We start from the raw sequence: 26008 nt of genomic DNA on the forward strand, positions 1-26008 counted from the left end.
CGCCTGCCACCGCCACACTCCTGCCACCGAACTCCCATGCCGCCGCACGCCGCCGAGGGCGCGGCCCGGTCCCCACCGGCCGCGCCGCGCGGGCCGTCAGCGCTTCGGCTCGGAGATGAGAACCTGCTGCAGCGCCTCGAACTCCTCGACGAACTTGCCCGACCCCATCGCCACCGAATGCAGCGGGTTCTCCGCGATGTGGATCGGCATTCCGGTCTCGTGCCGCAGCCGCTCGTCCAGCCCGCGCAGCAGCGCACCGCCGCCGGTCAGGACGATGCCGCGGTCCATGATGTCGCCGGACAGCTCCGGCGGGCACCGGTCGAGGGTCACCTTGACCGCGTCGATGACCGCGTTCACGGGCTCCTCGGTGGCCTTGCGGATCTCCTCGGCGGTCACCACGATGGTCTTGGGCAGGCCCGTCACCAGGTCACGACCGCGGATCTCGGCGCTCGGCTCCTCCGGAACCTTGTATGCCGAGCCGATCGCCATCTTGATCTCCTCGGCGGTCCGCTCGCCGAGCATCAGCGAGTACTCCTTCTTCACGTAGGAGATGATCGCCGTGTCGAGCTCGTCGCCGGCGGTGCGGATCGACTGGCTGGTGACGATGCCGCCCAGCGAGATGACCGCGACCTCGGTCGTGCCGCCACCGATGTCCACGACCATGTTGCCGGTCGGCTCGTGCACCGGGAGGCCGGCGCCGATCGCCGCCGCCATCGGCTCCTCGATGATGTAGACCTTCCGGGCTCCGGCCTGGTAGCCGGCGTCCTTCACCGCGCGCTGCTCCACACCGGTGATGCCGGACGGGACGCACACCACCAGCCGGGGCTTGGCGAAATGACGCCGCCGGTGCACCTTCTGGATGAAGTACCGCAGCATCCGCTCGGTGGTCTCGAAGTCGGCGATGACGCCGTCCTTCAGTGGGCGGACCGCCACCACGTTGCCCGGAGTACGGCCGATCATTCTTTTCGCGTCGGTTCCGACGGCGAGGATTCCCGAGGTCGTGGTGTTGATCGCGACGACACTGGGCTCGTTGAGCACGATGCCCCGGCCACGGACGTAGACGAGCGTGTTGGCGGTACCGAGGTCGACGGCCATGTCACGACCGAGGAACGACAGCGAACTGGACATCGTCGGGTGCCGGCCTTCCCGAGGGGCGCGAGGTGGGACGGATCCGGACGGCGCACGCGGACGACACCGACCGGCCTTCTCCGACCAACGCGCGAAACGCGTACAGAGTTCGTCGAACGGGCGGGACGGCCCGGATGCGCCTCGTGTGGACCCGTTCACCGTGACCGCCGGTACGGCGATTACGGCGAGCCACCGGGCACGCTCCGGGTAGGTGAAAGCGTAGACCGCCCCCGACGACGTCGCCGAGCCGACCGGGAAGCGTGTCACCCCACACGCACCGGGGCACGCGCGGCACGCCGCCCGGCTCCACATCATCCATGGACGGGTGGCAGGTCAGCGGCGGACCGCCGCCGATCGGGCACCCGGCAGGGACGAGACTTCCCCCGATCGGGGACGGAACACCCGAGGACACCGGGCCGACCACGGCGGCCGGCGGCCGGGTGAGCACCTCGACGAGGCCACGCCCGTCCGGCGGCTCACCCGCGCCGGTGGAACCCCGCCACCCACCAGGGGTGAGGACGAGGCACCCGGTGCCGGCAGGTCAGCTCAGGCCGGGGAAGAACAGGTCGATCTCGCGCTTGGCCGACTCCGGCGAATCCGAGCCGTGCACGAGGTTCTGGCCGATCTCCAGCGCGAAGTCACCGCGCAGCGAACCGGGGACCGCCTTCACCGGGTCGGTGGCGCCGATGAGGCCACGCGCCGCCTCCGTCGCCCGCGGGCCCTCCGCCACCAGGGCGACCAGCGGGCCAGAGGTGATGAAGTCGACCAGCTCGCCGAAGAAGGGCTTGCTGGCGTGCTCGCCGTAGTGGGTCTCGGCGACCGAGCGCTCCAGCGTGCGCAGCTCCAGGGCGACGATCTTCAGCCCCTTGCGCTCGAGACGACCGATGACCTCACCGATGAGGCCACGGCTGACGCCGTCGGGCTTGACCAGGATGAGGGTGCGCTCGGAGGACACGGGACTCCTTCAGACTCGTTTCGTCATCTTTGACGCGGGATGGCCGGACGGTCCGCGGCTACTGGCGCGACCGGTTGGCCCCTGGCAAACCTACAGGGTCCACGATCCGGACCGGCGCGCGCACTCCCCCGAGACCACCCGTCGGAGTGGCGCGACGGCGCGACGGCGCGGCGGTGCCACGGGCAGCGGCCGGTCAGCGGCCGATGGTCAGCGGCAGTCAGCGGCCGAGGAGACGGCGGGCCTCCCCCACCGTCACCAGTGAGCCGGTGACCAGCACTCCGGTGCCACCCAGCTCGCCTTCCTCCTCGGCCAGGCGCACCGCGGCGTCCAGCGCGTCGTCCAGACGCAGCGCCACCTCGACCCGGTCGGCGCCGAAGACATCCACCGCGACCGCCGCCAGATCGTCCGCCGGCATCGCCCGCGGCGAGGTGCTCTGCGTGATCACGACGTTGCTGAAGACCGGCTCCAACGCGGCGAGGATGCCATCCGCGTCCTTGTCGCCCAGGACGGCGACCACACCGACGAGGGACTCGAAGCCGAAGGCCTCGTCCACCGCGGCCGCGAGGGCCACGGCGCCGGCGACGTTGTGCGCGCCGTCCAGAACGATCGTCGGCGAACGCCGGACCACCTCAAGCCGGCCCGGCGAACTCGCCTGGGCGAACCCGGCGAGCACGGCGTCCGCGTCCAGCTGGTTCTGCCCACCGCCGAGGAAGGCCTCGACTGCCGCCAGCGCCACCGCCGCGTTGTGCGCCTGATGCACGCCGTGCAGCGGCAGGAAGACCTCCTCGTAGGTCCCACCGAGGCCCCGCAGGGTCAGCATCTGCCCGCCGACGGCGGCCCGCCGGCCGACGACACCGAACTCCAGGCCCTCCCGGGCGACCGTCGCGCCCAGCTCGGCGGCCCGGCGCAGCAGCACCTCCGCGGCGGGCAGCTGCTGCTGGGCCAGCACGAGCAGCGAGTCCGGCCGGATGATGCCGGCCTTCTCCGCCGCGACGGACTCGACCGTCGATCCGAGCTCCGGATGGTCCAGCGAGACCGGCGTGATCACCGCGACCGGGGCGTCGATGACGTTCGTCGCGTCCCAGGTGCCGCCCATCCCGACCTCGATCACGCCGACGTCCACCGGCGCGTCCGCGAAGGCGGAGAACGCCATCGCGGTGAGCAGCTCGAAGAAGGTGACCCGCTCGGCGTGTCGGGTGTCGACGAGCTCGGCGTACGGGATCACGTCGTCGTAGGCGCGGGCGAACACCTCCGCGCTCGCGGGGGTGCCGTTGATGCTGATCCGCTCGGTGACCGTCTCCAGGTGCGGCGAGGTGTAGCGGCCGGGGCGCAGGCCGAACGCCTGCAGCAGGGCGTCGATCATCCGGGCCGTGGAGGTCTTGCCGTTCGTCCCGGTGATGTGGATCGACGGGAAGGACCGCTCGGGATGCCCCAGCAGGTCCACGAGATCCCGCATCCGCTCCAGATCGGGAAGCATCCGGTGCGGGAACCGCCCGGCGAGCGCCTTCTCCACCCTGGCGAGGCCGGCAGCGTCGTCCGGCGTGTTCCCCGTGCTCACGTCTGTCACGGTGCCGAGGTTATGGCATCACCGAAGCGGCCTCTTCCCCGCGGGAGACAGCCGCGCAGGTCGCCGGCCTCCGAACGCCGGCCGCCCCGGCGCGCCGCGGTCAGTTGCTCCGCGACTCGCCGGGGCGGATGTCCGCCGATCAGGCCGCCGGGTCAGACCACCGCCGCGTGGCGAGGCCCCGCCCGCACGGCCCCGCGGGTCAGGCCGACTTCTCCTGGCGGCCCGGGTTGCGCTTGGAGGCGGCGACGTCCCGTGGCACCAGGGTGGGGTTGACGTGCTCCAGCACGACCTCGCGGGTGATGACCGCGCGGGCGACGTCCTTGCGGCTCGGGATGTCGTACATCACCGAGAGCAGGACCTCCTCCATGATCGCGCGCAGGCCACGGGCACCGGTGCCCCGCAGGATCGCCTGGTCGGCGATGGCCTCCAGTGCGTCGGTCGTGAAGTCGAGGTCCACGCCGTCCAGTTCGAACAGCCGCTTGTACTGGCGGACCAGGGCGTTCTTCGGCTCGGTGAGGATGCGGATCAGCGCCTCGCGGTCGAGGTTGGAGACGCTGGTGATGATCGGCAGCCGGCCGATGAACTCCGGGATCATTCCGTACTTGAGCAGGTCCTCCGGCATGATGTCGCCGAAGACGTCCGAGGAGTCCGGGTCGTCCTTGCCGTGGAGCACCGCGCGGAAGCCCAGGGACTTCTTGCCGATCCGGGATTCGATGATGCGGTCGAGCCCGGCGAAGGCACCCCCCACGATGAACAGCACGTTCGTCGTGTCGATCTGGATGAACTCCTGGTGCGGATGCTTCCGACCACCCTGCGGCGGGACGCTCGCGGTCGTTCCCTCAAGAATCTTCAGCAGCGCCTGCTGCACACCTTCGCCGGAGACGTCCCGGGTGATACTGGGATTCTCCGACTTGCGGGCGATCTTATCGACCTCGTCGATGTAGATGATGCCCGTCTCGGCCTTCTTGACGTCATAGTCGGCGGCCTGGATGAGTTTGAGAAGAATGTTCTCGACATCCTCGCCCACATAGCCCGCCTCGGTCAGCGCGGTCGCGTCGGCGATGGCGAACGGGACGTTCAGCATGCGGGCCAGGGTCTGGGCTAGCAGGGTCTTGCCACAGCCCGTGGGGCCCAGCAGCAGGATGTTGCTCTTCGCGAGCTCGACCTCGCTCTTCGCCGCGTCACCGCTGGAGGAGCTGCCCGCCTGCACCCGCTTGTAGTGATTGTAGACGGCTACCGACAGCGTCTTCTTCGCGGCCTCCTGGCCGACGACGTAGCCGTCGAGGAACTCGTAGATCTCCCGGGGCTTGGGCAGTTCCTCCCACTTCAGCTCCGAGGACTCGGAGAGCTCCTCCTCGATGATCTCGTTGCAGAGGTCGATGCACTCATCGCAGATGTAGACGCCTGGGCCAGCGATGAGCTTCTTCACCTGCTTCTGCGACTTACCGCAGAAGGAGCACTTGAGCAGGTCACCGCCATCACCGATGCGTGCCACCGAGGACTCAGTCCCTTCGTCCAGACGATGGTGTCGCCTGCGTGTCGGGGGCGGTGCGCACCGCCCGGTCGTCGCGTGTCTGCCTGTATCCGTCCTCGTGGGGACGGTACCCCGCGGGGGCGTCCGGTGAGAGCCCAATCGCTGGGCTCATACCGGTCAGCCTACGGTCATCGGAGGCGTCCCCGCTCGTCCACACAGCCCGTTCGGCGTCACAGCACGATCGGGTGTCCGAATTGAGAGGTGGTGATGCCAATGCGTCGCACCTGGCCCGCCACCGAGGAGCCTGCCGGGTGAAACCGGCAGACCCACCGGAGACCACAGCCATGGCCTGCCCGACCCCCGCCGGGCCCGCGGGAAGGCAGGCCCGGCGACGCCGCACGCGACCCGGGTTCAGCGCGCTGCGGCGAGCCGCGAGGACTTCCGGGTCTTGATCACTTCGTCGATGAGGCCGTACTCCTTGGCCTCCTCGGAGCTGAGGATCTTGTCGCGCTCGATGTCCTTGCGGATGTCCTCTTCGTTACGACCGGTGTGCTCGGCGAGCATCCGCTCCAGCAGCGTGCGCATCCGCAGGATCTCGCGCGCCTGGATCTCGATGTCGCTCGACTGGCCCTCACCCTGCGCGGACGGCTGGTGGATGAGGATCCGGCTGTTCTGCAGCGCGAACCGCTTACCGGGCGTACCCGCCGCGAGCAGCACCGCCGCCGCCGACGCCGCCTGGCCCATGCAGATCGTCTGGATGTCAGGCCGGACGAACTGCATCGTGTCGTAGATGGCGGTCAGCGAGGTGAACGAGCCACCCGGCGAGTTGATGTAGATCGAGATGTCGCGGTCCGGGTCCTCGGACTCCAGGAACAGCAGCTGCGCCATCACGTCGTTCGCCGACGTGTCGTCGATGGGGGCGCCGAGGAAGACGATCCGCTCCTTCAGGAGCTTCGAGTACGGATCCATGCCGTACTCGCCGCGGGACGTCTTCTCGATGATGTTGGGGAGGACGTACCGGCTCTGCGGCCCGTAGTAGCCCTGTGATCCGTACATGGTGACTGCCTCCGAGGAGAGCGGGTGACGAGGGTCGGGACTTCTCCGGCGGCTTGCGGCCGTTGGGGGTACGTCAGCTCACCGGGCCTTCGCTGGGAACCTGGCGGGCCCGCTGGACGACGTGGTCCACGAAGCCGTAGTCCTTCGCTTCATCGGCGGTGAACCACCGGTCGCGGTCGGAGTCACGCTCGATCTGCTCGACCGGCTGACCCGTGTGGAACGCGATGCGCTCCTGCATCATCCGCTTCGTGTACAGCATCTGCTCAGCCTGGATCGCGATGTCGGAGGCCGTACCGCCGATGCCGCCGGAAGGCTGGTGCATCATGATCCGCGCGTGCGGCAGCGAGTAACGCTTGCCCGGCGCACCCGCGCAGAGCAGGAACTGGCCCATCGACGCGGCAAGGCCCAGCGAGACCGTGGCGACGTCGTTCTCCACGTACTGCATGGTGTCGTAGATCGCCATGCCGGCGCTCACCGATCCACCGGGCGAGTTGATGTAAAGGAAGATGTCCCGCTGCGGGTCCTCGGCGTTGAGCAGCAGCAGCTGCGCACAGATCGCGTTGGCGATCGAGTCCTCCACCACCGAACCAAGGAAGATGATCCGCTCGCGGAGCAGCCGGTTGAACACCTGCTCGTCGAAGCCGGGACCGCTCTGGCCGGGAGAGCGCAGACTCGGGCCCGGGACAGCCAGGCGAGGGGCGGCGATGTCACTCACAGTCGGATCCTCGGCTTCCTTTGGCGGCATCTGATTGACCGGCTCGACACTATCTGTGACCCGAGCCGGTTCCGGTGCTTCTCCCTCGATGTTCGCGCTGGGCGTGAGGCTGGGCCAGTCCGGCATCCCTGTGCTCCGAGCACCTACGGACCCGAGCCGGAGCCCACAGCGTGCCCTGCGGTGTCCACCTGTGGTTCCCGGACACGCGGACGGCCCCCGGCGCCCGGTCCATCAGGACCGAATTCCGGAGGCCGCCCCACAACGCCGCGTCAGGCCCGGAAACGCCCGGGCCCGCCACTACTTCGAATCGCCCGCGTCCGCCTCGGCGTCGCCCGCATCGCTCTGAGCGTCGGAGTCGGCGTCAGCGGCCGCGGCCACCGGGCCCGCCGCGCCCGTCGGAAGCTCCTCGGCGTCAAGCTCGTCGGAGATGTCCACGACGTCGTCACCCTCGTCAGCCGACGGCCGACGCGGCAGGTGCAACTCCACCGGGTTTCCCTCGGAGTCGACGACCTTCACGTTCTCCAACAGCAGGAACAGCGCCTTCGTCCGGAGCACGTCCGCCATCAGGGCGGTCAGGCCCTCACCCTGCGCCAGGTGCTGGGCGTACTGATCCGGCTGCACACCGGCCCGCTGCGCCCGCATCAGGATCTGCTCCATCAGCTCGCCCTGGTCCAGCCCGATCGACTCCGCGTCGATCACCGCGTCCAGGATGAACTGCGACCGGATCGCCTTACCGGCCGAGTCACGCACCTCGGAGTCGAACTCCTCCGCGGACTGCCCCAGGGTCTCCAGGTAGGCCGCCCGGTCCGTCCCCATGTGCTCCAGCTCGTGCGACAGGCGGTGCTCACGCGCCTCCAGCTCGCCCGCCAGCACCGACTCCGGAACCGGCACCTCGACCAGCTCGACCAGCTTGTCGAGCAGCTTCTCGCGGGCCTCGCCCAGCTGCTCCTGCTTCCGGACGGTCTCCAGCCGGGTCCGAACATCCGCACGCAGCTCGTCCAGAGTGTCGAACTCGCTGGCCGTCGTGGCGAAATCGTCGTCGAACTCCGGGAGCTCCTTCTCCTTCACCCCACGGACAACCGCCGTGACCTGGGCCGTCCGCCCGGCGTACTCGCCGGCGAGCAGCTCGGTGTCGAAGGTGCGCTCGTCGCCGTCCGAAGCACCGGTGATCGCCTCATCGATGCCGTCGATCAGGTTCCCGCTGCCCACCTCGTACGACATCCCGGTGGCCGTGGCGTCCTCGATGGCCTCGCCGTCCACCGACGCGGACAGGTCCAGCGACACGAAGTCGCCCTCCTGCACCGCACGCTCCACCGGCTTCAGGACCGCGAACCGGTCGCGCAGAGTACCGAGGTACTCCTCGACCTTCTCGTCCGACACGACCGCCGGCTCGACAACCAGCTCCAGGTCGCCGAACTCCGGCAGCGTCACATCCGGACGGACATCCACCTCGGCGGTGAACACCAGCTGAGCGCCGTCGGCGAACTCGGTGATGTCCACCTCCGGCCGCGACAGGACGTCGACCTCCTCGGCCTGGACAGCCTCCGAGTACAGGCGCGGCAGCGCCTCCTGGATCGCCTCGTCAAGGATCACACCCCGCCCGAGGCGCTGGTCGAGGATGCGCGGCGGAACCTTGCCCGGGCGGAACCCGCTGACACGCACCTGACGCGCCAGCTTGCGGTAGGTGGCATCGACGGACGGCTTGAGCTCGTCGAAGGGCACCTCGACGGTCAGCTTGACCCGGGTAGGACTGAGGGTCTCCTTGGTGGCCTTCACGGCGCGGCGGTCTCCTGGTACGACGTCGGACGGGGTGATGCGCCGAGAGTATCGGTCGGGGCGGGGAGACTCGAACTCCCGATCTCCTGCACCCAAAGCAGGCGCGCTAGCCACTACGCTACGCCCCGAGGCGTTGCATCCCCATCCTACGGGGTAAGCTCGTCCTCATCACCAACGCGGGTGTAGCTCAATGGCAGAGCCCCAGCCTTCCAAGCTGGCCATGCCGGTTCGATCCCGGTCACCCGCTCGAGCTGGGATTCCTATGCCCAAAGCCTTTGGCTTTGGGCCTTTGGCCGTTATTTCGTCGGGGGGCGTTGCCCCCCGGAGCCCCCCTGCCGCTGGCGGGGTGGGGGGCCCGGGCGGTTGGAGTGTGGTGGGTGTGCTGGGGTTTCGGGGGCGAGGCCCCCGGACCCCCCAAACTGCCTGAGCCGCTGGGGTTTCGGGGCGGTGCCCCGGACCCCCAAACCCCCTGGCCCGCCGGGGTTTCGGGGCGGTGCCCCGGACCCCCCAAACCCTCTGGCCCGCTGGGGTTTCGGGGCGGTGCCCCGGACCCCCCGAACCGCCTGAGCCGCTGGGGTTTCGGGGCGGTGTCCCGGGGCCCCGAACCCTTGGGGCGCTGGGGTTTTTCGGGGTGGTGACCTTGGATCTCCGTTGGCCGTTGAGGTGGCGGGGTCTTGGGGTGAAGGTCCTGAGCTGGTGGGTTTCGGCGTGTGGGTCGTGCCGGTGAAGCCGGTTCGGGGGTGGGGCGGCTTGCGTTGGACCGCCTTACCCGAAGCCTCTTTCCTGAGCTGGTCTTGTGCCCTGAGCTGAATGTTCGGGCCGGTCGTCGTATCGGGGGCGGCGGAGCCGGGCTTCTCGGCGTTGGAGAGCGTCCAGACGGATCGGTTCGGCACTCTCCGAGATCTGTCGGGTGCGGAACGTTGCCAGGATCCAGGCGGCCGGAATCGCCCCGGAACGGCCGGGTGGTGGCGAACCTCCCGACTCGGGGGCTCCCCGCCAGATGGCCGGGTGCGCAGGGCCGCCGACTCGGTGGCGGACCACTGGAGTGACCGACCATCCCATGGCGGATGGTTGTGCGTTGATTGTCGCCAGTTTTGCACATGTTGGGGGTTCCCGGCGGCACCCCTGGGGCGAAGTCGACACTTTCCGTGGTCGATCGCATCACCTTTGTGATCCCGGGGGCCCCGGGGCGACTCCGGCCGTCCGGGCGCTTCGGGGTGCTTCGGGTCGCTTCGCCTGTACGGGGCGATCTGGGAGTTTTCGGCGGCCGGGCAGGTCAGGGGGCCGCACGGGACCCTGGTGGGTGGCGTGTGTGCAGGTCCTGGTGGGGGCCATGGCGGCCGTAGGGTGCGCGGTGTTGCTCTCGTTGCCCTCGCCCCGGGAGGCGTCATCAGCGAAGGAACACGCACCCTCCGCGCGTGGCTGCCGATCGCCGCCTGTGCCGGAATCGGCCTCAACAGCGTGCGGCTGCGTGCGCGGGTGCGCGCGCTGGCGGTGATTCCGCCGGCCGGTCAGGCCGTGCATCCCTCGCACCGGTTCCTGGTCGCCGACGGCGTCCGGCTCGACGAGGCGCAGCGGCGGGCGGCGAGTGCGTACGCGCTCCGGGAGGGCCTGTCCGTCCTGGATCTGGTGCCTGCCGAGATGGCCGCCCATGAGGTGCTCGACCTGGCGCGGATGGTCGATCCGGGGGCCGGCCGGCCAGGCCTGCTCACGTCGGGGCGCGGTGCCTTCCAGGCCCTGCTCGTCGAACAGGACGTATGGGAACGCGCCGGACTGGATCTGCCGACGCCGACCCGTGTCGATCTCGTCGCGGCCACCGCGACGCTGCGGCTTCATGCGTCGACCGCGACGGGGCTGGCGCTTCTGCCGGGGCTCTCGGCGGGTGCGGGGTCCGCGACGCAGCGACTGGAGATCGAGTTCGCCGCCTACCCGTGGGCTCCCGGTATGCCGTTCATGCCACTCGCCCGTGACCTGGCGGTGGTCGCCGGCATGGCCGCAGCGCCAGCCTGGGCGCTCGGTGCCGCACTGCTCGGATGGGTGCAGCCCCTGGTGGTGAGTGCGGGGCGGATTCGGCTCACGGCGGGTGAGCTGGCCCGCAGCCCGCTCACCCGCCGGCTGCCGATGCTGCGGTTTCTCGCCTCACCGGTCGTCGCGAGGCGGACCGCACCGGCAACCACCGCTGGTACGGCCGTGACCGCCACTGCCACCACTGCCACCACTGCGACCGCCACCACCGCCACCATTCCCACTCCCACTACCGCTGCTGCCACCGCCACCGCACGGACGCCTCGGCCGGGGCCACCGGTGCCGGAGCCCGCGGTGCTGGCGGCGAAGAGGCGCCAGTACGCGGCCGACCTCGCCGCCGGCGTCGACAGGTTCCTGGAACCCCCGTTCACGGCCTGCCCCTGGTGCGGCGGAGCCGAGCTGGCACTCGAACTGCTCGGCGTCGACTGCTTCCAGGCGAAGCCCGGCGTGTTCCGGTACGACCGGTGCCGCGACTGCGGCCACGTCTTCCAGAACCCACGGCTGACCCTGGACGGGCTCGAGTTCTACTACCGGGACTTCTACTCCGGTCTCGGCGCCCGTCTGGTCGAGGAGCTCTTCAGCCGCAACTCCGCCACCTACCTGGACCGGGCCCGCATCGACATCCCCGCGCCGCGGCGCTGGCTCGACGTCGGCGGAGGCTTCGGCCACTTCTGCGCGACCGCTCGGGAGGTCTGGCCGACGACGTCCTTCGACGGCCTGGACATCGGCGAGAGCATCGGCCAGGCCGAACGCCGGGGCTGGATCGAGCATGCCTACCGGGGCCGGCTGCCCGACCTGGCGGGCACCCTGCGCGACCGTTACGACGTGGTCAGCATGTTCCACTACCTGGAGCACACCCGAGACCCCCGGGAGGAGCTGCGGGCCGCCGCGCAGGTCCTCGCCCCGGGCGGGCACCTGATCGTCGAGCTGCCGAATCCGCACTGCCCCGCCGGCCGTTGGTTCGGCACGTACTGGCCCGGCTGGCTGGTCCCCCAGCATCAGCACCTCCTCCCGGCCGACAACCTGACCGCCGCTCTGGACGACCTCGGGCTGAAGGTTCTCGACGTGCGGTTCGGTCCAGCCCACCAGGGCGGGGACGCCCCGATCGCGCTGTGGGGGGCCTGGCAGCGGGCCGCGCCGCCACCGAGCAGCCCGTGGCTGGACGTCGCGAGCCCCGCGGCGGCGCGGGTGCGGCGGGTCCTGCTCGGCGCGGTGACGGCGGCGGCGATGCCGGCGGCGATCGCCTGGGATGTGGCGAGCCGCCGCTATCTCACCGCCGGCCGGCGTTCGAACGCATACCGGGTGCTGGCCGCGCGGAGGTGACGGATCGGAGTCGCCACGCGACAACGCGGCTTCCCATGATCCCGTGACCGGCGAACTACCCTCTGCTGGCGAAGCGGCCGTGTCGGTGAGGACCGGCGCGTCGCGCGTCTCGGGGGGGTGGCACGGAGCCGTGGCTGGACGGGGTGTCGCTCGGGTGCTGGGGGTACTGGCCGCGGCAGTGAGCATGTTCGCGCTCGCCGGCTGCGGCGGGCAGGTCACCGGCGAGGCCCGCGGGCCATGGCCCGTTGCCCGGCCGGGGCCGAGCATCGTCCCGCCTGATGCGGGGCGCGGCGGCGACGAACCGGGCCACGCCGACGATCCGCGGCCGGCCGACGCCACGATCCTGGCCCTGCCCGCAGGCTGGGCCTGGGTCGCCTATGCCACGGTGCCCCGTCTGGAGATCTTCGCGGATCGCGGCGGCGGCGAGCCACGCTGGACCCTGGACAATCCCAATCCACGTGGCGTCGCCCTGGTGCTCGGCGTGGAGGAGAGGCAGCGCGACTGGCTTCGGGTCCGGGTGCCCGTCCGGCCGAACAACAGCATCGGCTGGGTGCGGGCAGCCGACGTCCGTCTCACGACGACGCCCTACGAGCTGCTGGTCGACCGCCGGGCGCACCGGCTGACCGTCTTCCGTGACGGGGCGGTCGCCGCGAAGCTCCCGGTCGGCATCGGCACTGGTTCGACACCGACGCCACGCGGCGTGTTCTACCTGACCGAACTGCTGCGCCCGGCGGACCCGAACGGCCCCTGGGGACCGTTCGCCTTCGGGCTCTCCGGCTTCTCGGACGTCATCACCCAGTTCAACGGGGCCGACGGCATCATCGGACTGCACGGCACCAACCGCCCGGACCTTGTCGGCTCGGACGTCAGCATGGGATGTATCAGGCTGCGCAACGATGACCTGCTGCGCCTGGTGGGTCTCGTCCCACTCGGGACGCCGGTCACGATCGTGGGCTGAGCGCGCTGCGCCAACCACCCGCGGGCGTTCAGGGCTCGACGTAGTCGAACACCCGCCGGTAGGGCAGATCCAGCAGCGCCTCGATCGAGACTCCGCAGGAGGCGAGCGCGAGCGCTGCGGGCAGGGCGGCGAGCAGGAGCCGGTTGCGCCGCTGCGGGGCTGCGAGCAGCGCGGCGACCCGACGCGGAACAGGGCCGGGTCGTGGGCCTCCACCGGCCGCGACCGCCCGCAGCTTGGCGGTGCGCGGCTCGCGGAGGCGACCGGGGAACAGCCGCCGGCCGGTCCGCCTTTCGGCCGCGCCGACGACAGCGGACTGTTCAACCGCGGCCTGTTCGACGACAGCCTGCTCGGTGGCGGCCAGCGCGGCCGTGCCGACGACGTGCGCTACCGAGCGGCGATCACCCACCACGCTCGCCGCCTGCTCGTCGGCCCACCGTTCGATCGCGTAGTCGATCACGGTGACCATCGGCCACAGGGGCGGTAACGCGGCCGCCGCGAGGCGTGCGCCGAAGGAGAACCGGTGGTGCCGACCGGCCAGATGCGCCCGCTCGTGCGCGAACAGCGCCTGGTGCCGGCCCGCGCCGACCGCGGTGAGCATGCCCTCGGTGACGACGATGCGCCCCGGGACGCCGGGAAGGGCGAAGGCGTCCGCGCGACCATCGGGGATCACCACGATCTCGCCGGTTCCCGGCAGCGCGGCAGCCTCAGCTCGGGCGGCGCGCACGGACCTGAACTGACTCCGCCCGGTCACCAGCACCGAGATCATCGCGACCGTGACCAGCAGCAGGCATGCCCAGGACGCCCACAGCGGCATCTCGCCGGACTGCCAGGACATCACCACCGGTTGGTGCGCCGGCGACAGCCCGGCGACCCGCGCCACCGCCGGCATGCCGAACGCGACCAGGCTCAGTGTGCTCGCGGCGGCGAACAGGCCCGCGGCGGCCGTGTAGCCGAAGGCAACGGCGCGCGGCGGCAGCAGGTCGACCAGGATGCGCCCGGCGACCACACCCGCGGCCGGAGCGAGAACGACCGAGACAAGCAGTTGATCGACGGCCACGGCTCGCCCTATCGGCTGGGCTCGGAGCCAGGCGCCGTGCCGGCCCCGCCACCGTGGGCCTGCAGGTCGCCGCCGGCCAGGGGCACACCACCCGGCTGGGCGGGGGCGGAGGCCAGCAGGTCGCGAACCAGCGCCTCGTCCGTGGGAGAGAGCGCCGCGATGAAGTGGGTGAGCGCGCGTCTGTGGTCGGCCTGGCCGGCGAGCAGCCGGTTCATCCGCCAGGCGACGAGCGTGGCCGGATCGCCGGGCGCCGAGTACAGGTAGGCCCGCCCATGGCGCCGACGAGTGACCACGCCCTTGGCATGAAGCCGGGTGAGCGTGGTGACCACCGCGCTGTAGGAGAGCCTCCCGGAGTCCGGAAGGAGGTCGCGTACCTCACCGGGAGAGAGTTCCCCGGAGCTGTGCAGCACGCCAAGCACCTCCTCCTCCAGCGAACCAGGTGGCCGACGCCGCGCGGCCGGCACAGCCTCGGGCAGCACCGCCTCGGGCATCACTGCCTCGTGCGGCGCCGCATCGGGCGGCAGCGCGTCGGTCGACGATGTCGCGTCATCCATCAGAACGGCTCCCCAGCGGTACTCGGGGAGCCGAAACGATGCGTCGCCCGGGCGGCACCCCCATGCAGCGCATTTCCCCTCCGCCTCACATCGCACCACGATACGAGCGGTTGGGCGAAACTCCCACGAACGGGCCGGGTGGGACACCCGCGGCCCACGACCACCACACCGCTCAACCAACGGACTCCCCGGTGCTCCCTGTCTTCCCGGCATCCGCGGGAACAAAGACGGCACGGCCGGTACGCAGATCAAGACACAGGTCACCGCCCGGACCACACGCCGAAGGCCCCGTTCGGTCGACTCCCCCGCGGTGATCGTCCCTGCCGACGAGATCGACACCGCGAGCACACCCAGGCTCCGGGCCACGGCCCGCCCTCCAGGGACGCAGACCGAAACGGACTCGGCAGGTACTGGTCACCGGCGGTGGGAACGTCGCCCGGCACCGGCTCCCGGCCACCTCGACCGCGGCGCAGGCGACCGGGAGGCCCGCCAACCCGTCGTCGACCGGCGCACCGGGCCGGTAGAAGCACATGAACAGCGGCTGGGCCGGTGAGACGGCCAGCGCCCGCCCTGATGACGCTGCCGCCCCCGGTGACGCTGCCGGCCCTGGTGACGCTGCCGCCCCTGCGCACGGCCGTAGCACGAAGAAGAGCGTCAGGGCCGCGCCGTCGAGCCGAACTCCTCGTGCGACGACCCCGGCTCCCGGCACCAGTTCGCCGAGATCGAGGTCGAACCGGTAGTCCAGGTCCTGCGGCTCCGGCACTCCCCCGGCCCGGACGGACCCCTCATCCGCGCTGGTTGCGGGCACGCCGACGCCGGGCACGCCGACGCGGGACGCGGCGCGTGCGGTCAGCGGGTCGACGGGACCAACCGGGCCCCGCCGGCGGGAACGGCGGCAGGCCACCATTCGATGAAAACACCGTCCGGGCCGACGTTCGCGGCGAACCCGCGTCCGGCCACCTTCGGGCACCCCGGAGCTGGTTTCTCCGGGCAGCTCCCGGTGGGCCGGCCAACCAGCCGCGCCCCGCATGACATCAACCAGGCCGAACACAGCGTGAGGCGTGGTCCGGGCGGACGCGTCGACGTGTCAGGCCGGCTCGCGGAATCGCAGGGGATGTTGCGGGCGGATATGGTGCCGGCATGTCGACCTTCAGGATCAGCGAGGTCGCCGGCCTGCTCGGCGTGAGCGACGACACAGTGCGTCGCTGGGCGGACGGCGGACGGCTGCCCACCGTTCGAGACGGCGCGGGCAGGCAGGCGGTCGAAGGCGCGGTGCTCGCGCAGTTCGCCATCGACATGGCCGGTGAGCTCCCGCTGAGTTCGCCCTCCATCGTCGGCGCCTCGGCCCGCAACCGGTTTCCCGGCATCGTGACCAGGGTGCGCCGCGATGAGGTGATGGCCCAGGTCGAGATCCAGTCCGGCCGGCACCGGGTGGTGTCGCTGATGAGCCGCGAGGCCGCCGACGAGCTCGGGCTGGAACCAGGCGTCCTCGCCGTCGGCACGGTGAAGGCGACCAACGTGGTCATCGAGCTGCCCGAGCGGCACTGACGGAGGTCGTCCGGCACCGGCGCAGTCCGCCGGATGGCCGCTACCGGACGGGCTCCGACCGGTTCCCTCAGCGAGGTCCCGTCAGCCGGCCGCGGCCTGGGCTGCCGCGAGCTCCTTCGTGTCGATCCAGTCGCTGAGGATGTCACCGAACACGGTCGGGTCCTCGCCCCTGTTCCAGAAGGCCGTCGCGCTCTGCACCACCCGTGCGCCCGCGGCCAGGTAGTCGACGACGTCACGGCCGTTCTGGACGCCCGCCACACCGATGATGTCCATCCGCTCGGGCAGGAGCCGGCGGAGCTGTCGCACCTGGCCGAGCCCGACCGGCTTCAGCGCCGCACCGCTCAGCCCGGCGAGCCCGACGTCGAGGACGGGACGCAGCCGATCGTCGAGGACCAGCGCGTTCGGGAAGGTGTTGATCGCCGTGACGAACCTCGGCCCACCCGAGACTCCGGATCGGCGGGCGAGCAGCCCCGCCAGCTCGCCCAGTGCCTCCGGGTCGGAGAACGGCGAGAGCTTGACCCCGTAGGGCGGCGCCGGGCGTGACGCCGCGGCGAGAGCCGCCTCGACGGCCGCGCAGATCGCCTCGGTCTGCCCCGGGTCGAAACACGCGATCCGCTTCTGTTGCCCGCCATCCCAGACGTTGGGGCAGGCGAGGTTGAGTTCGATCAGGTCCGCTCCCGCGTCGGCGGCGACGCGGGCCAGGTCCGCGTATTCGTCGGCGGCGAAACCCGCCACGCTGACCACCAGTGGCTTGGCGTGGTTGTGCGCGGCGTCGACCATCGCCGGAAGCTGCTCGCGGTAGTAGGAGATACCGCGATTCGGCAGCCCGAGGGCGTTGAGGGATCCACCGGGACCCGACCAGTAGACCTCGCCGCTGTTGCCAGCCCGAGCGTCCCGGGTGATCGATCCCACCACGACGGCGGAGGCCGCGCTGCGGGCGAGCGCCGTGACGTCCGCCAGCGTCTTGCAGGTGCCGGCCGCGTTCATGATCGGATGCTCGAAGGCCACCCCCGCGACCACGAACTCGGCGGCCACCGGAGCCGCCGCCGGCTGTGTGTCCTGGCCCGCGGACGCGACGTCCCTGTCGTTTTCACCCATCTGACCAGCGTAACGACCCGCCAGGACGGCGCTGGCGAGCTCAGGTCACCCGCCGGTGCCCCACGCCCACCGGCACGGCCCCCACGACGGAGCCCGTCCCCACCACATCTGCCGCCCCCAGCGCGGGCCCCGCCGCGACAACCTCGTCGGGAGCCGACACGACGCCCCGGACCTGTCGCCACAGCAGCGGCAGCACGACCGCGACCGCGACCGCCGCGACGGCGGTGAGCAGGAACGGAAGGTGCACGTTCGCCGAGTACAGGGCGCCGGAGGTCAGGGCGGCGAACGCCGTGGCGGCGGTCTGCGTCGTGGTGAACAGGCCCTGCGCCCGCCCGGTACCCACGCGCCCGGCCTCCTGGGCCAGCAGCGACTGGGCGGCCGGGAAGCTGACCGCCAGGGCGATCGCCTCGACGCAGCACACCAGCATGATCAACCAGAAGGAGTCGATGAACGAGTAGCTGGCGACGGTGCAGGCCATCGCCAGCGTCGCGCCTGTCACGAGCCACCGGCGGTCACTGTGGTCCGCGAGCCAGCCCGCGGGCAGCGCGCACACGATGTACGGCAGCGAGAAGAGGGTGAAACTCAGCCCGATCATCTCTGTCGAGACGTCGCGGTCAGCCAGCAGGAGGCTCCAGCAGGTCTCGTAGGTTCCTACCGACAGCCCGTTCACCGCCGCCACCAGCAGCAGCCCGCCCACTCCGGCCCCGATCAGAGCGCGGAGTGACCCCGAGCGCGGCCCCGCCGCGGCAGCCGCGGCGGGGCTCGCGGGATTCGCGTGGCCCACGGGGGTCAGAGCGTCGCCGCCGGCGGAGGCTCTCCCGTCCGGGCGGAGCAGGAGGAGGACCGGCACGGCCGCGACCGCAGCGGCGACCGCCGCGCCGAGGAAGAGCAGGTCCATCTGCCGCTCACCGGCGAGGCCGCCGAGCATCGGGCCGATCGCGGTACCGGCGATCTGGCCCGTGTAGACCGCGCTGACGGCACGCCCGGTCAGGTCTGCCGGAACAGTCGCCGCGACCGCGGTGAGAACGGCGACCTCGAACGCGCCGGCGCCGGCGCCCTGCAGCGCACGCACCACCGCGTCGCAGCCGAGGCCCGGGGAGACGATCAGACCGACGCTGCCCACCGCATACAGGACAAGGCCCCCCAGCAGCACCGGGCGATGCCCTCGGCTGGCCGTGAGCACTCCCGCCGGGTACTGCGACAGGAGCGAGCCGACGAAGAACGCCGCCATCACGACGCCGACGCCGCTGACGGAGACGTCGCGCTCCTCCAGGTAGAGCGGGAGCAGTGGCGCGATCGCGAAGGCTCCCAGCCACTGCAGCATCGTGGCGGTGGCCAGCGCCACGACCAGACGTCCCACGGACCCGTGGGTCAACGAGGCCTGGCCGGCCCCGTCGTCGGCTACCAGGCCGGCCGGCATGCCGACCCGGCCGTCCCTCAATCTGCTCATAGCTCGCCGTCCCCCGCCGGCCCGACACCCACGCCAGGCCCGGTGGACTCGGGCACCGGCCCGGACCTGGCGGGTGCCCGGGTCCCCGCCCGGCTCACCCCCACGACTACTACCGTCCGTCCGGACGGTCGGTCAACCCGCCGGGATCGTGATGAACACGCACGTCAAAGCGTCTTTGCTTGGTCGGTGGTGCACAATGGCGGTCGTGCCAGCCTCGGACCCGGCCGCCACTCGGCAGCGCCTGCTCGACGCGGCCTGGCGGGTGCTCACCCGCCACGGCGATCAGCCGCTGAGCCTCGACGCGGTGGCCCGCGAGGCCGAGGTCTCCAAGGGAGGCCTGCTCCACCACTTCCCCACCCGTGCGTCACTCATCGACGCCCTCTACGACCGGTGGAACGACGAGTTCGACGCGGAGGTGACCGGCCGCGCCGTTGTCGACGACCGGCCGGGGAGCTGGGTACGCGCCTATCTGGACGTCAGCACCGAAGGCAACGGCCAGCCGGGAGAGGCAGCCGCGGAGGTCGGCGTCCTCGCCGCGCTGATCGCCGACCCGAATCGCCTGCGCCAGTTCCGCGAACGCTACGACACCTGGCAGAGCCGGATCGTCGAGGACCGCATCGACCCGGCCCTGGCCACGCTGGTCCGCATGGCCGCCGACGGGATGTGGCTCGCCGACCTGTTGGGGCTGGCACCGCCCACCGGCGATCTGCGCGGCCAGTTACTCAGGATGCTGCGCGAACTCACGGTGCCGCCCGGCCAGCCGTCCGCGACACCTCCGGTCTCCGAGGCTACCGGCGGCTGAGACGACTGGCGGCTGGCAGCCGACGCCGCCCACGCACAGGACTGCCCGTGGCTGAGATCGCCTCAGCCACGGGCGGTCTCAGCCACGGCCGACCCGTAGCCGCGGCATCGGTGCCTGTCGGATCAGGCCGCTCCCCCGCTGCCCCACGGCCCCACCGGCGGCCCCGCCGGGGGCATGGCCGGTGGCCCCGCCGGGGGCATGGCCGGTGGCCCCGCCGGGGGCATGGCCGGTGGCCCCGCCGGCCGCGGGGCGGCTGCAGGTGCCTGCGCCGTGGGGCGGGTCACCTTGGGGTCGATACGGCGCAGGGTCGACGACGTCGCGGCCAGCGCGGCGGCGGCGAGCAGCACACCGATGGTGAGGTCGAGCAGCCAGATCCCCGCGCTGTGCTCCCACAGCGCATCGGCCGGGTCGGACCGCAGCACCTCGTTGCCCAGCTTGGAGACCTCGTTCAGGTCATCCGTGGACGCGAGCGCCGCGAAGCCCCACCGGGCGGGTACGAACCAGGAGATCTGCTCCAGGCCCGCCCGGCCGGAGACCGAGACGAGGCCGCCGGACAGGACGAGCTGCCCCATGGTCACCAGAACCAGGACGGGCATCGTCTTGTCGGCGTTGTCGACGAGGGTCGACACCAGCAGACCGATCATCATCGACGCCACCGCGGCCACGATCACCGCGATCAGGCACTCCGCCAGCGGCGCCCCCAGCAGGGCTGCCTGCGCCGGAGCCCGCCCGAGCAGACCGATCAACGTGAAGATCACACACTGCAGGGTGGTGATCACCGTCAGAACGATGATCTTCGAACCGAGATAGGCGGTCCGGGACAGCCCGATCGTCCGTTCTCGCCGGTAGATGTCGCGTTCCTTGACGATCTCGCGGACCGAGTTCGCCATCCCCATGAAGCAGGCACACAGCACCAGGACGACGAGCACCTTCATCGCGTCCGAATTGGGCCTGTCCGGCAGTGGATCGAGTCCGTCCGGCGCTGGAATGACCCGCGGGATGATCCCGAGCAGGAAGGGGAAGGCGAAGATCAGGCGCAGGTAGGAGCGGTCCGCCAGCACGACCTTCAGGTATCTGCGGGTCAGCGTCGCGAGCTGCGCGGACACCGGCTGCTGGCGCACGCTCGGCAGTGCCGTGGGCGCCTTGCGCACGGCCGGCGCGACGATCGCCGAGGGCACGAAGTACTCGGAGCTGCGGAAGCGGGCCGCCATCTCGGCGCCGGGCGTGCGCTCCAGCTCCCGGAACACCGCCGCGAAGTCGCGGAAGTCCTCCTTGCCGAAGAAGCGCAGCGCCCCGTCGGCCGGGCCGAAGTAGGCGACGTGCCCACCCGGGGCCAGCACCAGGATGTAGTCGCAGAGATCCAGGAACAGCACGCTGTGCGTGACGACGATGACCGTGCGCCCGCCCTCGTCGGACGAGCCCGCGCCGCCGCCCTTGGCGAGGCCCTTCAGCGTCTCCATCACCGACTGGTCGTTCGCCGGGTCCAGACCCGAGGTGGGCTCGTCCAGGAACAGCAGCGACGGGCGGGTGAGCAGCTCCAGCGCCACCGACGTCCGCTTCTTCTGCCCGCCGGAGAGCCGGCTGACCGGGGTGTTCGCGTGCGCGGTGAGCCCGAGCTCGCCGATCACCTCCCCGACCCGCGTCCGGCGCTCCTCGGCGGTCGTGTCCGCCGGGAAGCGCAGCTCCGCGCCGTACTCGAGCGCCTCCCGCACCGTCAGCTGGGCATGCAGCGGGTCGGCCTGCGGGACGTACCCGATGCGCCGGCGCAGCTCGTCGTACTCGGCGTACAGGTCACGCCCGGCGTAGCGGACCGAGCCGACGTCCGCCGGGCGGAAGCCGGTGAGGGCGTTGAGCAGGGTCGACTTGCCCGCACCGCTGGGGCCGACCACACCCAGCAGCGAACGGCCCGGCAGCCGGAACGTCATGTCGTGCATGAGCTGCTTCGCCCCGGCGAACACCGAGACGCCCTGCACCTCGAACGCGACGTCACCGGAGTCGACGTACTCGACCAGCGAGTCGCCTTCGAGCTGGTACAGGTGGTGGCCGATGGCGATCACGTCGCGCTGGCCGACCGGCGCCCGCATCACCCGCTGGCCGTTGACGAAGGTGCCGTTGGCCGAGGCGAGATCGACGATCTCGACGCCGGCGGGACCGACCCGCAGCTCGGCATGGTTGCGCGAGGCGAGCAGGTCCGCCACGGCCACGTCGTTGCCACGGGAGCGCCCGAGCCGGATCGTGCCGGGCCGCAGCGGATGCACCCGCCGCGGCGCATGCACGATCGCGCTCTGCGACGTCGACGGATCCACCGGGAGCGACCCCGTGCGCGGGCCGGGAACCGGGATCCCTCCGGTTCCCGGCCCAGCGCCGGGAACCGGTGAGGGTCCGGAAGCCGGCGAGGCCCCGCGGGCGGAGGCTGACCAGCCAGGAGGCGCCGCGGGCGGAAGCTGCGGGCCCGCGGGGGCGGGCGGCAGGCCACCCGCCGCCGCGGCCTGGCCGGGGTACGGAACAGGTGCTGGGACCGGCCCCGGGCCCGAGGGCGGCGCCGGACGATAGGCCGGCCCGGCGCCCGGCCAGGCGGGGTTCACCGGCCCGGGCTGAGCCGCACCGGGTGAGCCCGGCGAACCGGCGGGAGCAACCGGAGCCACCGGGCCCGCGGAGGCCTGCTGACCGGGCGTCACGGGACCCGGCTGACCCGGCGTCGCGGCGGCCGGAACCAACACGATCTCGGGCCCGTCGGCCGCTCCGAGCCTGATCCGCACCTCATGCGCGCTCACGAAGAGATCGGCCGCGCGGCGGCCGTCCTGCCACAGGCCGTTGACGCTCAGATCCTGCACCCGCCAGCCGCCGGCGACCGGTTCGAGCATGAGATGACGGCGGGAGACCCGACCGTCGTTCACGACGATGTCCGAGGTACGACCACGACCCACCACGCACGGCGCGTCGCCCGCCAGCATCGTCCGACCTGCCGGGGTGATCACGCTCAGCGTGGTCCGGTCCACCGGTTGCTCCCTTGCCCGCCACGAATGTTCCGCCTACTTGATCACACCGATTCTCTACCCAACCCCGACTTGTCTGGAAGGTGACCGGGCACGAAGCCCACCACCGGAACCAGGGCCCACCACCGGAACCAGGGCGGTCGGCCGGCTCGACTGCCACATCTCGCCGAGGTCCGCCGAACACGAAGAAGGATGTCAGAGTCTGCGGTAACGGGCCTCGATGAACGAGTAGGCGCCGAACAGGGCAAGCCCCGCCGCGCAGCAGGCGAGCAGCACCTGGCCATAGGCCTGGTCGGCGATCGACCGGAGTGTGCCGTCGAAGCCCTTGGCCTCGTCGGGGTCGAAATCGACGGCGGCCTTCACCACGAACACTCCGGCGAGCCCGAAAACGACGCCGCGCGCGAGGTAGCCGACCTGCCCGATGCGCCGGGCGGCGCGCAGCAGCGCGGGCCGCATCCGCGCTCGTTCCAGCTTCTCCTCGAACCCGGTGGTCACTCCTTTGGCGAGCATGCCGACGCCGACGCCGACGACCACGAGGCCGATGGCTCCCACCAGCCATCGCCCGCCGCTGTGCGCCATGACCCGTGCCGTGTAGGGGGCGGGCTCCCCGGAGCTGGAGCTGGCCCCGTCCGAAGCGAGAAACGTGATGGTGCTCCCGGTGATGACCAGATAGATCGCGCCCCTGATGACGGACGCTGCCCGCTTCACGGCCCGCTTCTTCGTGTCGGCCTCCTCTCGGTGCCCGACCGCACCCTCCAGCAGGCGCCACAGCGCGTAGCCGGCGAATCCCACCGCGATCAGGACGAGCAGACCGGTTCCGAAGGGCTTGTCCGCTATCTCGCGCAGCGCCCCCTGCCGGTTCGCCTGCTCATCGGGGTTCCCGCGGGCGATCTGGATCGCGAGAACCCCGATGAGCAGGTAGACCACACCGCGGGCCGCGAAGCCCAGCCGAGCGGTGAGGTCCGTCGCCCGGCTGTGTCGCGTGCGGCGCGCCGCACTCTCGCCCGCGGACACCACCTGGCGCCCCGCGTGCGTGACGCTGTGTACGGACACGATCGCCTCCCGACGGTACGGTTCGGTTCCGGGCACAACGCCCGTACGCCGCATGCCCGGCGGGAAGGCCACAAAACAGCAACAGGACCATGGCGATCACCTCATGGTGACAGTCACGACGTCCGAGCCGCGGAACTGCAGGCGGGGACGAGCGCCGCGGTCAGCCGGCGCGCGGGCCCGGCACGGAACCGGCACGCGGCACCGAGCACGCAGGAACGGGCGCTCAGCCCTTCGACGTCAGATAGCGCAGGAGGACGACGTCACCGAGCTGGCTGACCTCGGCGAGCTGAAGCCGGTGCGCCGCGTCGAACGGAAAGCTGCCCGGGCCGACGAACGTCGGGGCGCCCGCCTCGCCGACGAAGAACGGTGCCACCACCAGGTGCAGCTCGTCCACCAGGCCAGCGGTGAGAAACGCGGTGTGGATCGTGGTGCCCCCCTCGACCAGCAGCCGCCGAACCCCGCGGCCGGTCAGGTCCCGCAGGAGGCTCGCCAGCGGAGGCTCAGGGAGATCGACCACCGTCGCCACCGCTGCCAGGGGTGAGGCCGCGGCGCAGCCGGACGCAGCGGCCTCACCGGACGCGCCGGCGGTCGCCCGGTAGACGACCCTGTCCGCACCGTCACGGAAGATGCGGGCCGCCGGGTCGAGGTCGCCTTCGTGGGTCAGGACAGCCCGCAGTGGCGTCGGGGGACGCCCCGCCGCCGTCCGCGCGTCGCGCCGGCGCTGCGAACGGACGGCGAGCCCGGGATCGTCGCGCCGCACGGTGCCGGCGCCGACCAGGATCGCGTCGCATCCGGCCCGGACCTCGTCCACCCGGTCGAGATCCGCGGGGCTCGACAGGATCAGCCGGCTCGGCGAGCAGTCGTCGATCCGGCCGTCCAGCGACATCGCGCAGCTCAGCACCACGTAGGGACGAGCCGGAACGCCCAGGGCGCTAGTCGTCCCCACGGTCATCGCCGACCGGATCGTCGCCGTCGCCCGACGTGCCGCCGCCGGTGCCCGCACCGCCTCCGGTACCCGTGCCGCCGACCGCACCGCCGCAGCGGTCGGCGACCCAGTCCGCGAGCTGGGCGCGCGGGCTGAGCACGGTGGGATCGTCCGCGACGCGGCCGGCGAGGCTGCGGATGTTCTCCTCGGGCGCGAGATCCCGGACGACGAGTGCGACGAGGCGCGCCGCGTCCGGGTTCTGCTCGATCTCGCTGGGCTCGACCCTGATCTGGGAGCACAGCACGGTGGCCCCGGCCGCCCTGGTCTCCTCCGAGACCTGGTCGCAGCCGACGAGCCCGGCCGCGCCGGCGGCGACCGCGATGGCCACGCCCAGACCCGACCTGCCCGGGAGCAGACTCCTGTGAGGAGCCGAAATCCGCATCATGACGTCGAGGATGTCACGATGCGGTCCAGGCGTGGATCTGTCGCCGGTGAGGACTACCGTCTGACAGTGTGCGGATCGCGACCTGGAACATCAACTCGGCCAAGGCCCGGCAGTCCCGCCTGATCGAATGGCTCGACCGTGCGAGTCCCGACGTGGTGTGCCTGCAGGAGACCAAGCTCGCGGACGACGCCTTCCTGGAGCTGTTCGACGAGGATCTCTTCCGCCGTGGCTATCGGGTGGCCCACCACGGCGACGGGCGTTGGAACGGGGTGGCGATCCTGTCCCGGGCGGGGCTGGACGACGTTCAGCGCGGGCTCCCGGGCGATCCGGGCTTCCCGAAGCCCGAGCCCCGGGCGATCGCCGCGACCTGCGGAGGCATCCGGGTCTGGTCGCTGTACGTGCCGAACGGCCGCACCGTCGACGACCCCCACTACGCCTACAAGCTGGCCTGGCTGGCCGCGCTGCGCGACGTGGTCGGTGAGCTCGCTCCGGCGGGTCCGGTGATGACACTGGGCGACTTCAACATCGCGCCGACCGATGCCGACGTTTGGGACATCGCCGCCTTCGAGGGCGCGACGCATGTCACCGAGGCCGAGCGTGCCGCGCTCGGCGAGCTGCACGGCGCCGGCCTGGTCGATCTGATGCGCGCGAGATGGCCAGCGGAGACGGTCTACACGTACTGGGACTACCGCCAGCTCTGCTTCCCCAAGAACTACGGGATGCGCATCGACCTGGCGCTGGCGACGGCGGATGTGGCCGGCCGCACCCGCGCGGTGTGGGTCGACCGGGCGGCTCGCAAGGGCACCGGCACCAGCGACCACGCCCCGGTCGTCGTCGACCTGGACGAGGCGCCCGACGGGGACGTCGGGCCGATGGTCCCGCCGCCCTCGGCACGCGGGTCGTCCTCTCGCGGCTCGTCATCCCGCGCGGGAGGCAGCCGACGCCCGGGTGCGTCCTGACCGGCCGCGCAACCACCTGACCTGACACCACCACGTCGAAGCACTACAACGTGACATCCTCCCTGGCCCGAAGGCCAGGGATTCCTACCCTCGCGGGCGAGTTTTCCCGCTTCATCAGCTGCCGCCACGCGCGGCACCTCGCAC

At 71.5% G+C, this 26008-nt stretch carries 20 protein-coding genes and 2 tRNA genes; 6 read left to right on the forward strand and 16 right to left on the reverse strand.

All coding sequences use genetic code 11. From position 1 onward, the window contains the following. Nucleotides 1-96 precede the first annotated feature (96 nt). From AWX74_RS02060 to AWX74_RS02095, 8 genes are all read right to left on the reverse strand, one after another. Nucleotides 97-1128: a rod shape-determining protein gene (locus AWX74_RS02060; RefSeq protein WP_091270910.1), complete on the reverse strand. Its 1032-nt coding sequence runs from the start codon at nucleotides 1126-1128 to the stop codon at nucleotides 97-99. A 541-nt stretch (nucleotides 1129-1669) separates the two neighbouring features. After that, nucleotides 1670-2083 (reverse strand): nucleoside-diphosphate kinase, encoded by a 414-nt coding sequence (gene ndk, locus AWX74_RS02065; protein ID WP_006542688.1) that lies wholly within the window; start codon nucleotides 2081-2083, stop codon nucleotides 1670-1672. 217 nt (nucleotides 2084-2300) lie between these two features. Then, complete coding sequence (locus AWX74_RS02070; protein ID WP_091270913.1) at nucleotides 2301-3650, reverse strand: bifunctional folylpolyglutamate synthase/dihydrofolate synthase; 1350 nt, start codon at nucleotides 3648-3650, stop codon at nucleotides 2301-2303. Nucleotides 3651-3849: 199 nt separating this feature from the next. After that, nucleotides 3850-5145, reverse strand: a complete 1296-nt coding sequence (gene clpX, locus AWX74_RS02075) for an ATP-dependent Clp protease ATP-binding subunit ClpX (protein WP_006542686.1) — start codon at nucleotides 5143-5145, stop codon at nucleotides 3850-3852. A gap of 390 nt (nucleotides 5146-5535) precedes the next feature. Next, a complete protein-coding gene (locus AWX74_RS02080) occupies nucleotides 5536-6180 on the reverse strand; it encodes an ATP-dependent Clp protease proteolytic subunit (RefSeq protein WP_006542685.1) in 645 nt (214 codons plus the stop codon). 73 nt (nucleotides 6181-6253) lie between these two features. Beyond that, entirely contained in the window at nucleotides 6254-6895 is a 642-nt protein-coding gene (locus AWX74_RS02085) for an ATP-dependent Clp protease proteolytic subunit (RefSeq protein ID WP_035953188.1), read from the reverse strand. Nucleotides 6896-7192: 297 nt separating this feature from the next. Next, the gene (gene tig / locus AWX74_RS02090; RefSeq protein ID WP_165615426.1) at nucleotides 7193-8671 is read right to left on the reverse strand and encodes a trigger factor; all 1479 of its coding nucleotides are present in this window, start codon (nucleotides 8669-8671) and stop codon (nucleotides 7193-7195) included. Between the two features lie 55 nt (nucleotides 8672-8726). After that, nucleotides 8727-8799, reverse strand: a tRNA-Pro gene (locus AWX74_RS02095). Nucleotides 8800-8847: 48 nt separating this feature from the next. On the opposite strand from AWX74_RS02095, the gene AWX74_RS02100 reads away from it, so the two are divergent. The 3 genes from AWX74_RS02100 to AWX74_RS02110 all read left to right on the forward strand — a co-directional run bounded on the left by AWX74_RS02100 (nucleotide 8848) and on the right by AWX74_RS02110 (nucleotide 12977). Beyond that, a tRNA-Gly gene (locus AWX74_RS02100) sits at nucleotides 8848-8918 on the forward strand. Nucleotides 8919-10018: 1100 nt separating this feature from the next. Further along, nucleotides 10019-12019 (forward strand): class I SAM-dependent methyltransferase, encoded by a 2001-nt coding sequence (locus AWX74_RS02105; RefSeq protein ID WP_242666027.1) that lies wholly within the window; start codon nucleotides 10019-10021, stop codon nucleotides 12017-12019. Nucleotides 12020-12149: 130 nt separating this feature from the next. After that, nucleotides 12150-12977: a L,D-transpeptidase gene (locus tag AWX74_RS02110; RefSeq protein ID WP_242666028.1), complete on the forward strand. Its 828-nt coding sequence runs from the start codon at nucleotides 12150-12152 to the stop codon at nucleotides 12975-12977. 28 nt (nucleotides 12978-13005) lie between these two features. Here AWX74_RS02110 and AWX74_RS02115 read toward each other — a convergent pair whose 3' ends face one another. Further along, nucleotides 13006-14034 (reverse strand): M48 family metalloprotease, encoded by a 1029-nt coding sequence (locus tag AWX74_RS02115; RefSeq protein ID WP_091270917.1) that lies wholly within the window; start codon nucleotides 14032-14034, stop codon nucleotides 13006-13008. A gap of 8 nt (nucleotides 14035-14042) precedes the next feature. Continuing rightward, nucleotides 14043-14588: a BlaI/MecI/CopY family transcriptional regulator gene (locus AWX74_RS02120; protein ID WP_091270919.1), complete on the reverse strand. Its 546-nt coding sequence runs from the start codon at nucleotides 14586-14588 to the stop codon at nucleotides 14043-14045. Nucleotides 14589-15728: 1140 nt separating this feature from the next. Between AWX74_RS02120 and AWX74_RS02130 the strand changes: the two genes are divergently transcribed. Next, entirely contained in the window at nucleotides 15729-16136 is a 408-nt protein-coding gene (locus AWX74_RS02130; protein WP_054566903.1) for a TOBE domain-containing protein, read from the forward strand. A gap of 81 nt (nucleotides 16137-16217) precedes the next feature. Here the strand turns inward: AWX74_RS02130 and AWX74_RS02135 are convergent, their stop codons facing one another. Both AWX74_RS02135 and AWX74_RS02140 read right to left on the reverse strand, forming a co-directional pair. Continuing rightward, nucleotides 16218-17234 carry a dihydroorotate dehydrogenase gene (locus AWX74_RS02135; RefSeq protein WP_091270923.1) on the reverse strand — a complete coding sequence of 339 codons (1017 nt, stop codon included), beginning with the start codon at nucleotides 17232-17234 and terminating at the stop codon, nucleotides 16218-16220. 40 nt (nucleotides 17235-17274) lie between these two features. Further along, nucleotides 17275-18684: an MFS transporter gene (locus tag AWX74_RS02140; protein ID WP_091270925.1), complete on the reverse strand. Its 1410-nt coding sequence runs from the start codon at nucleotides 18682-18684 to the stop codon at nucleotides 17275-17277. Between the two features lie 196 nt (nucleotides 18685-18880). Between AWX74_RS02140 and AWX74_RS02145 the strand changes: the two genes are divergently transcribed. Beyond that, entirely contained in the window at nucleotides 18881-19486 is a 606-nt protein-coding gene (locus tag AWX74_RS02145; RefSeq protein ID WP_054566901.1) for a TetR/AcrR family transcriptional regulator, read from the forward strand. 122 nt (nucleotides 19487-19608) lie between these two features. Here the strand turns inward: AWX74_RS02145 and AWX74_RS02150 are convergent, their stop codons facing one another. The 4 genes from AWX74_RS02150 to AWX74_RS02165 form a co-directional block, all read right to left on the reverse strand. Then, nucleotides 19609-22485 carry an ATP-binding cassette domain-containing protein gene (locus AWX74_RS02150; RefSeq protein WP_091270927.1) on the reverse strand — a complete coding sequence of 959 codons (2877 nt, stop codon included), beginning with the start codon at nucleotides 22483-22485 and terminating at the stop codon, nucleotides 19609-19611. Between the two features lie 192 nt (nucleotides 22486-22677). Further along, the gene (locus AWX74_RS02155; protein ID WP_091271154.1) at nucleotides 22678-23535 is read right to left on the reverse strand and encodes a DUF1206 domain-containing protein; all 858 of its coding nucleotides are present in this window, start codon (nucleotides 23533-23535) and stop codon (nucleotides 22678-22680) included. A gap of 223 nt (nucleotides 23536-23758) precedes the next feature. Continuing rightward, nucleotides 23759-24487, reverse strand: coding sequence for a RibD family protein (locus tag AWX74_RS02160; RefSeq protein ID WP_091270930.1), 729 nt, complete (start codon nucleotides 24485-24487; stop codon nucleotides 23759-23761). Then, a complete protein-coding gene (locus AWX74_RS02165; RefSeq protein ID WP_226933227.1) occupies nucleotides 24468-24848 on the reverse strand; it encodes a hypothetical protein in 381 nt (126 codons plus the stop codon). Before AWX74_RS02165 ends, AWX74_RS02160 begins: the two co-directional genes overlap by 20 nt. Before the next feature lie 125 nt (nucleotides 24849-24973). Here AWX74_RS02165 and AWX74_RS02170 point away from each other — a divergent pair, with 125 nt between their 5' ends. Next, complete coding sequence (locus AWX74_RS02170; protein ID WP_091270936.1) at nucleotides 24974-25864, forward strand: exodeoxyribonuclease III; 891 nt, start codon at nucleotides 24974-24976, stop codon at nucleotides 25862-25864. Nucleotides 25865-26008: the final 144 nt, after the last annotated feature.

The organism is Parafrankia irregularis, assembly GCF_001536285.1.
GTDB lineage: Bacteria > Actinomycetota > Actinomycetes > Frankiales > Frankiaceae > Parafrankia > Parafrankia irregularis.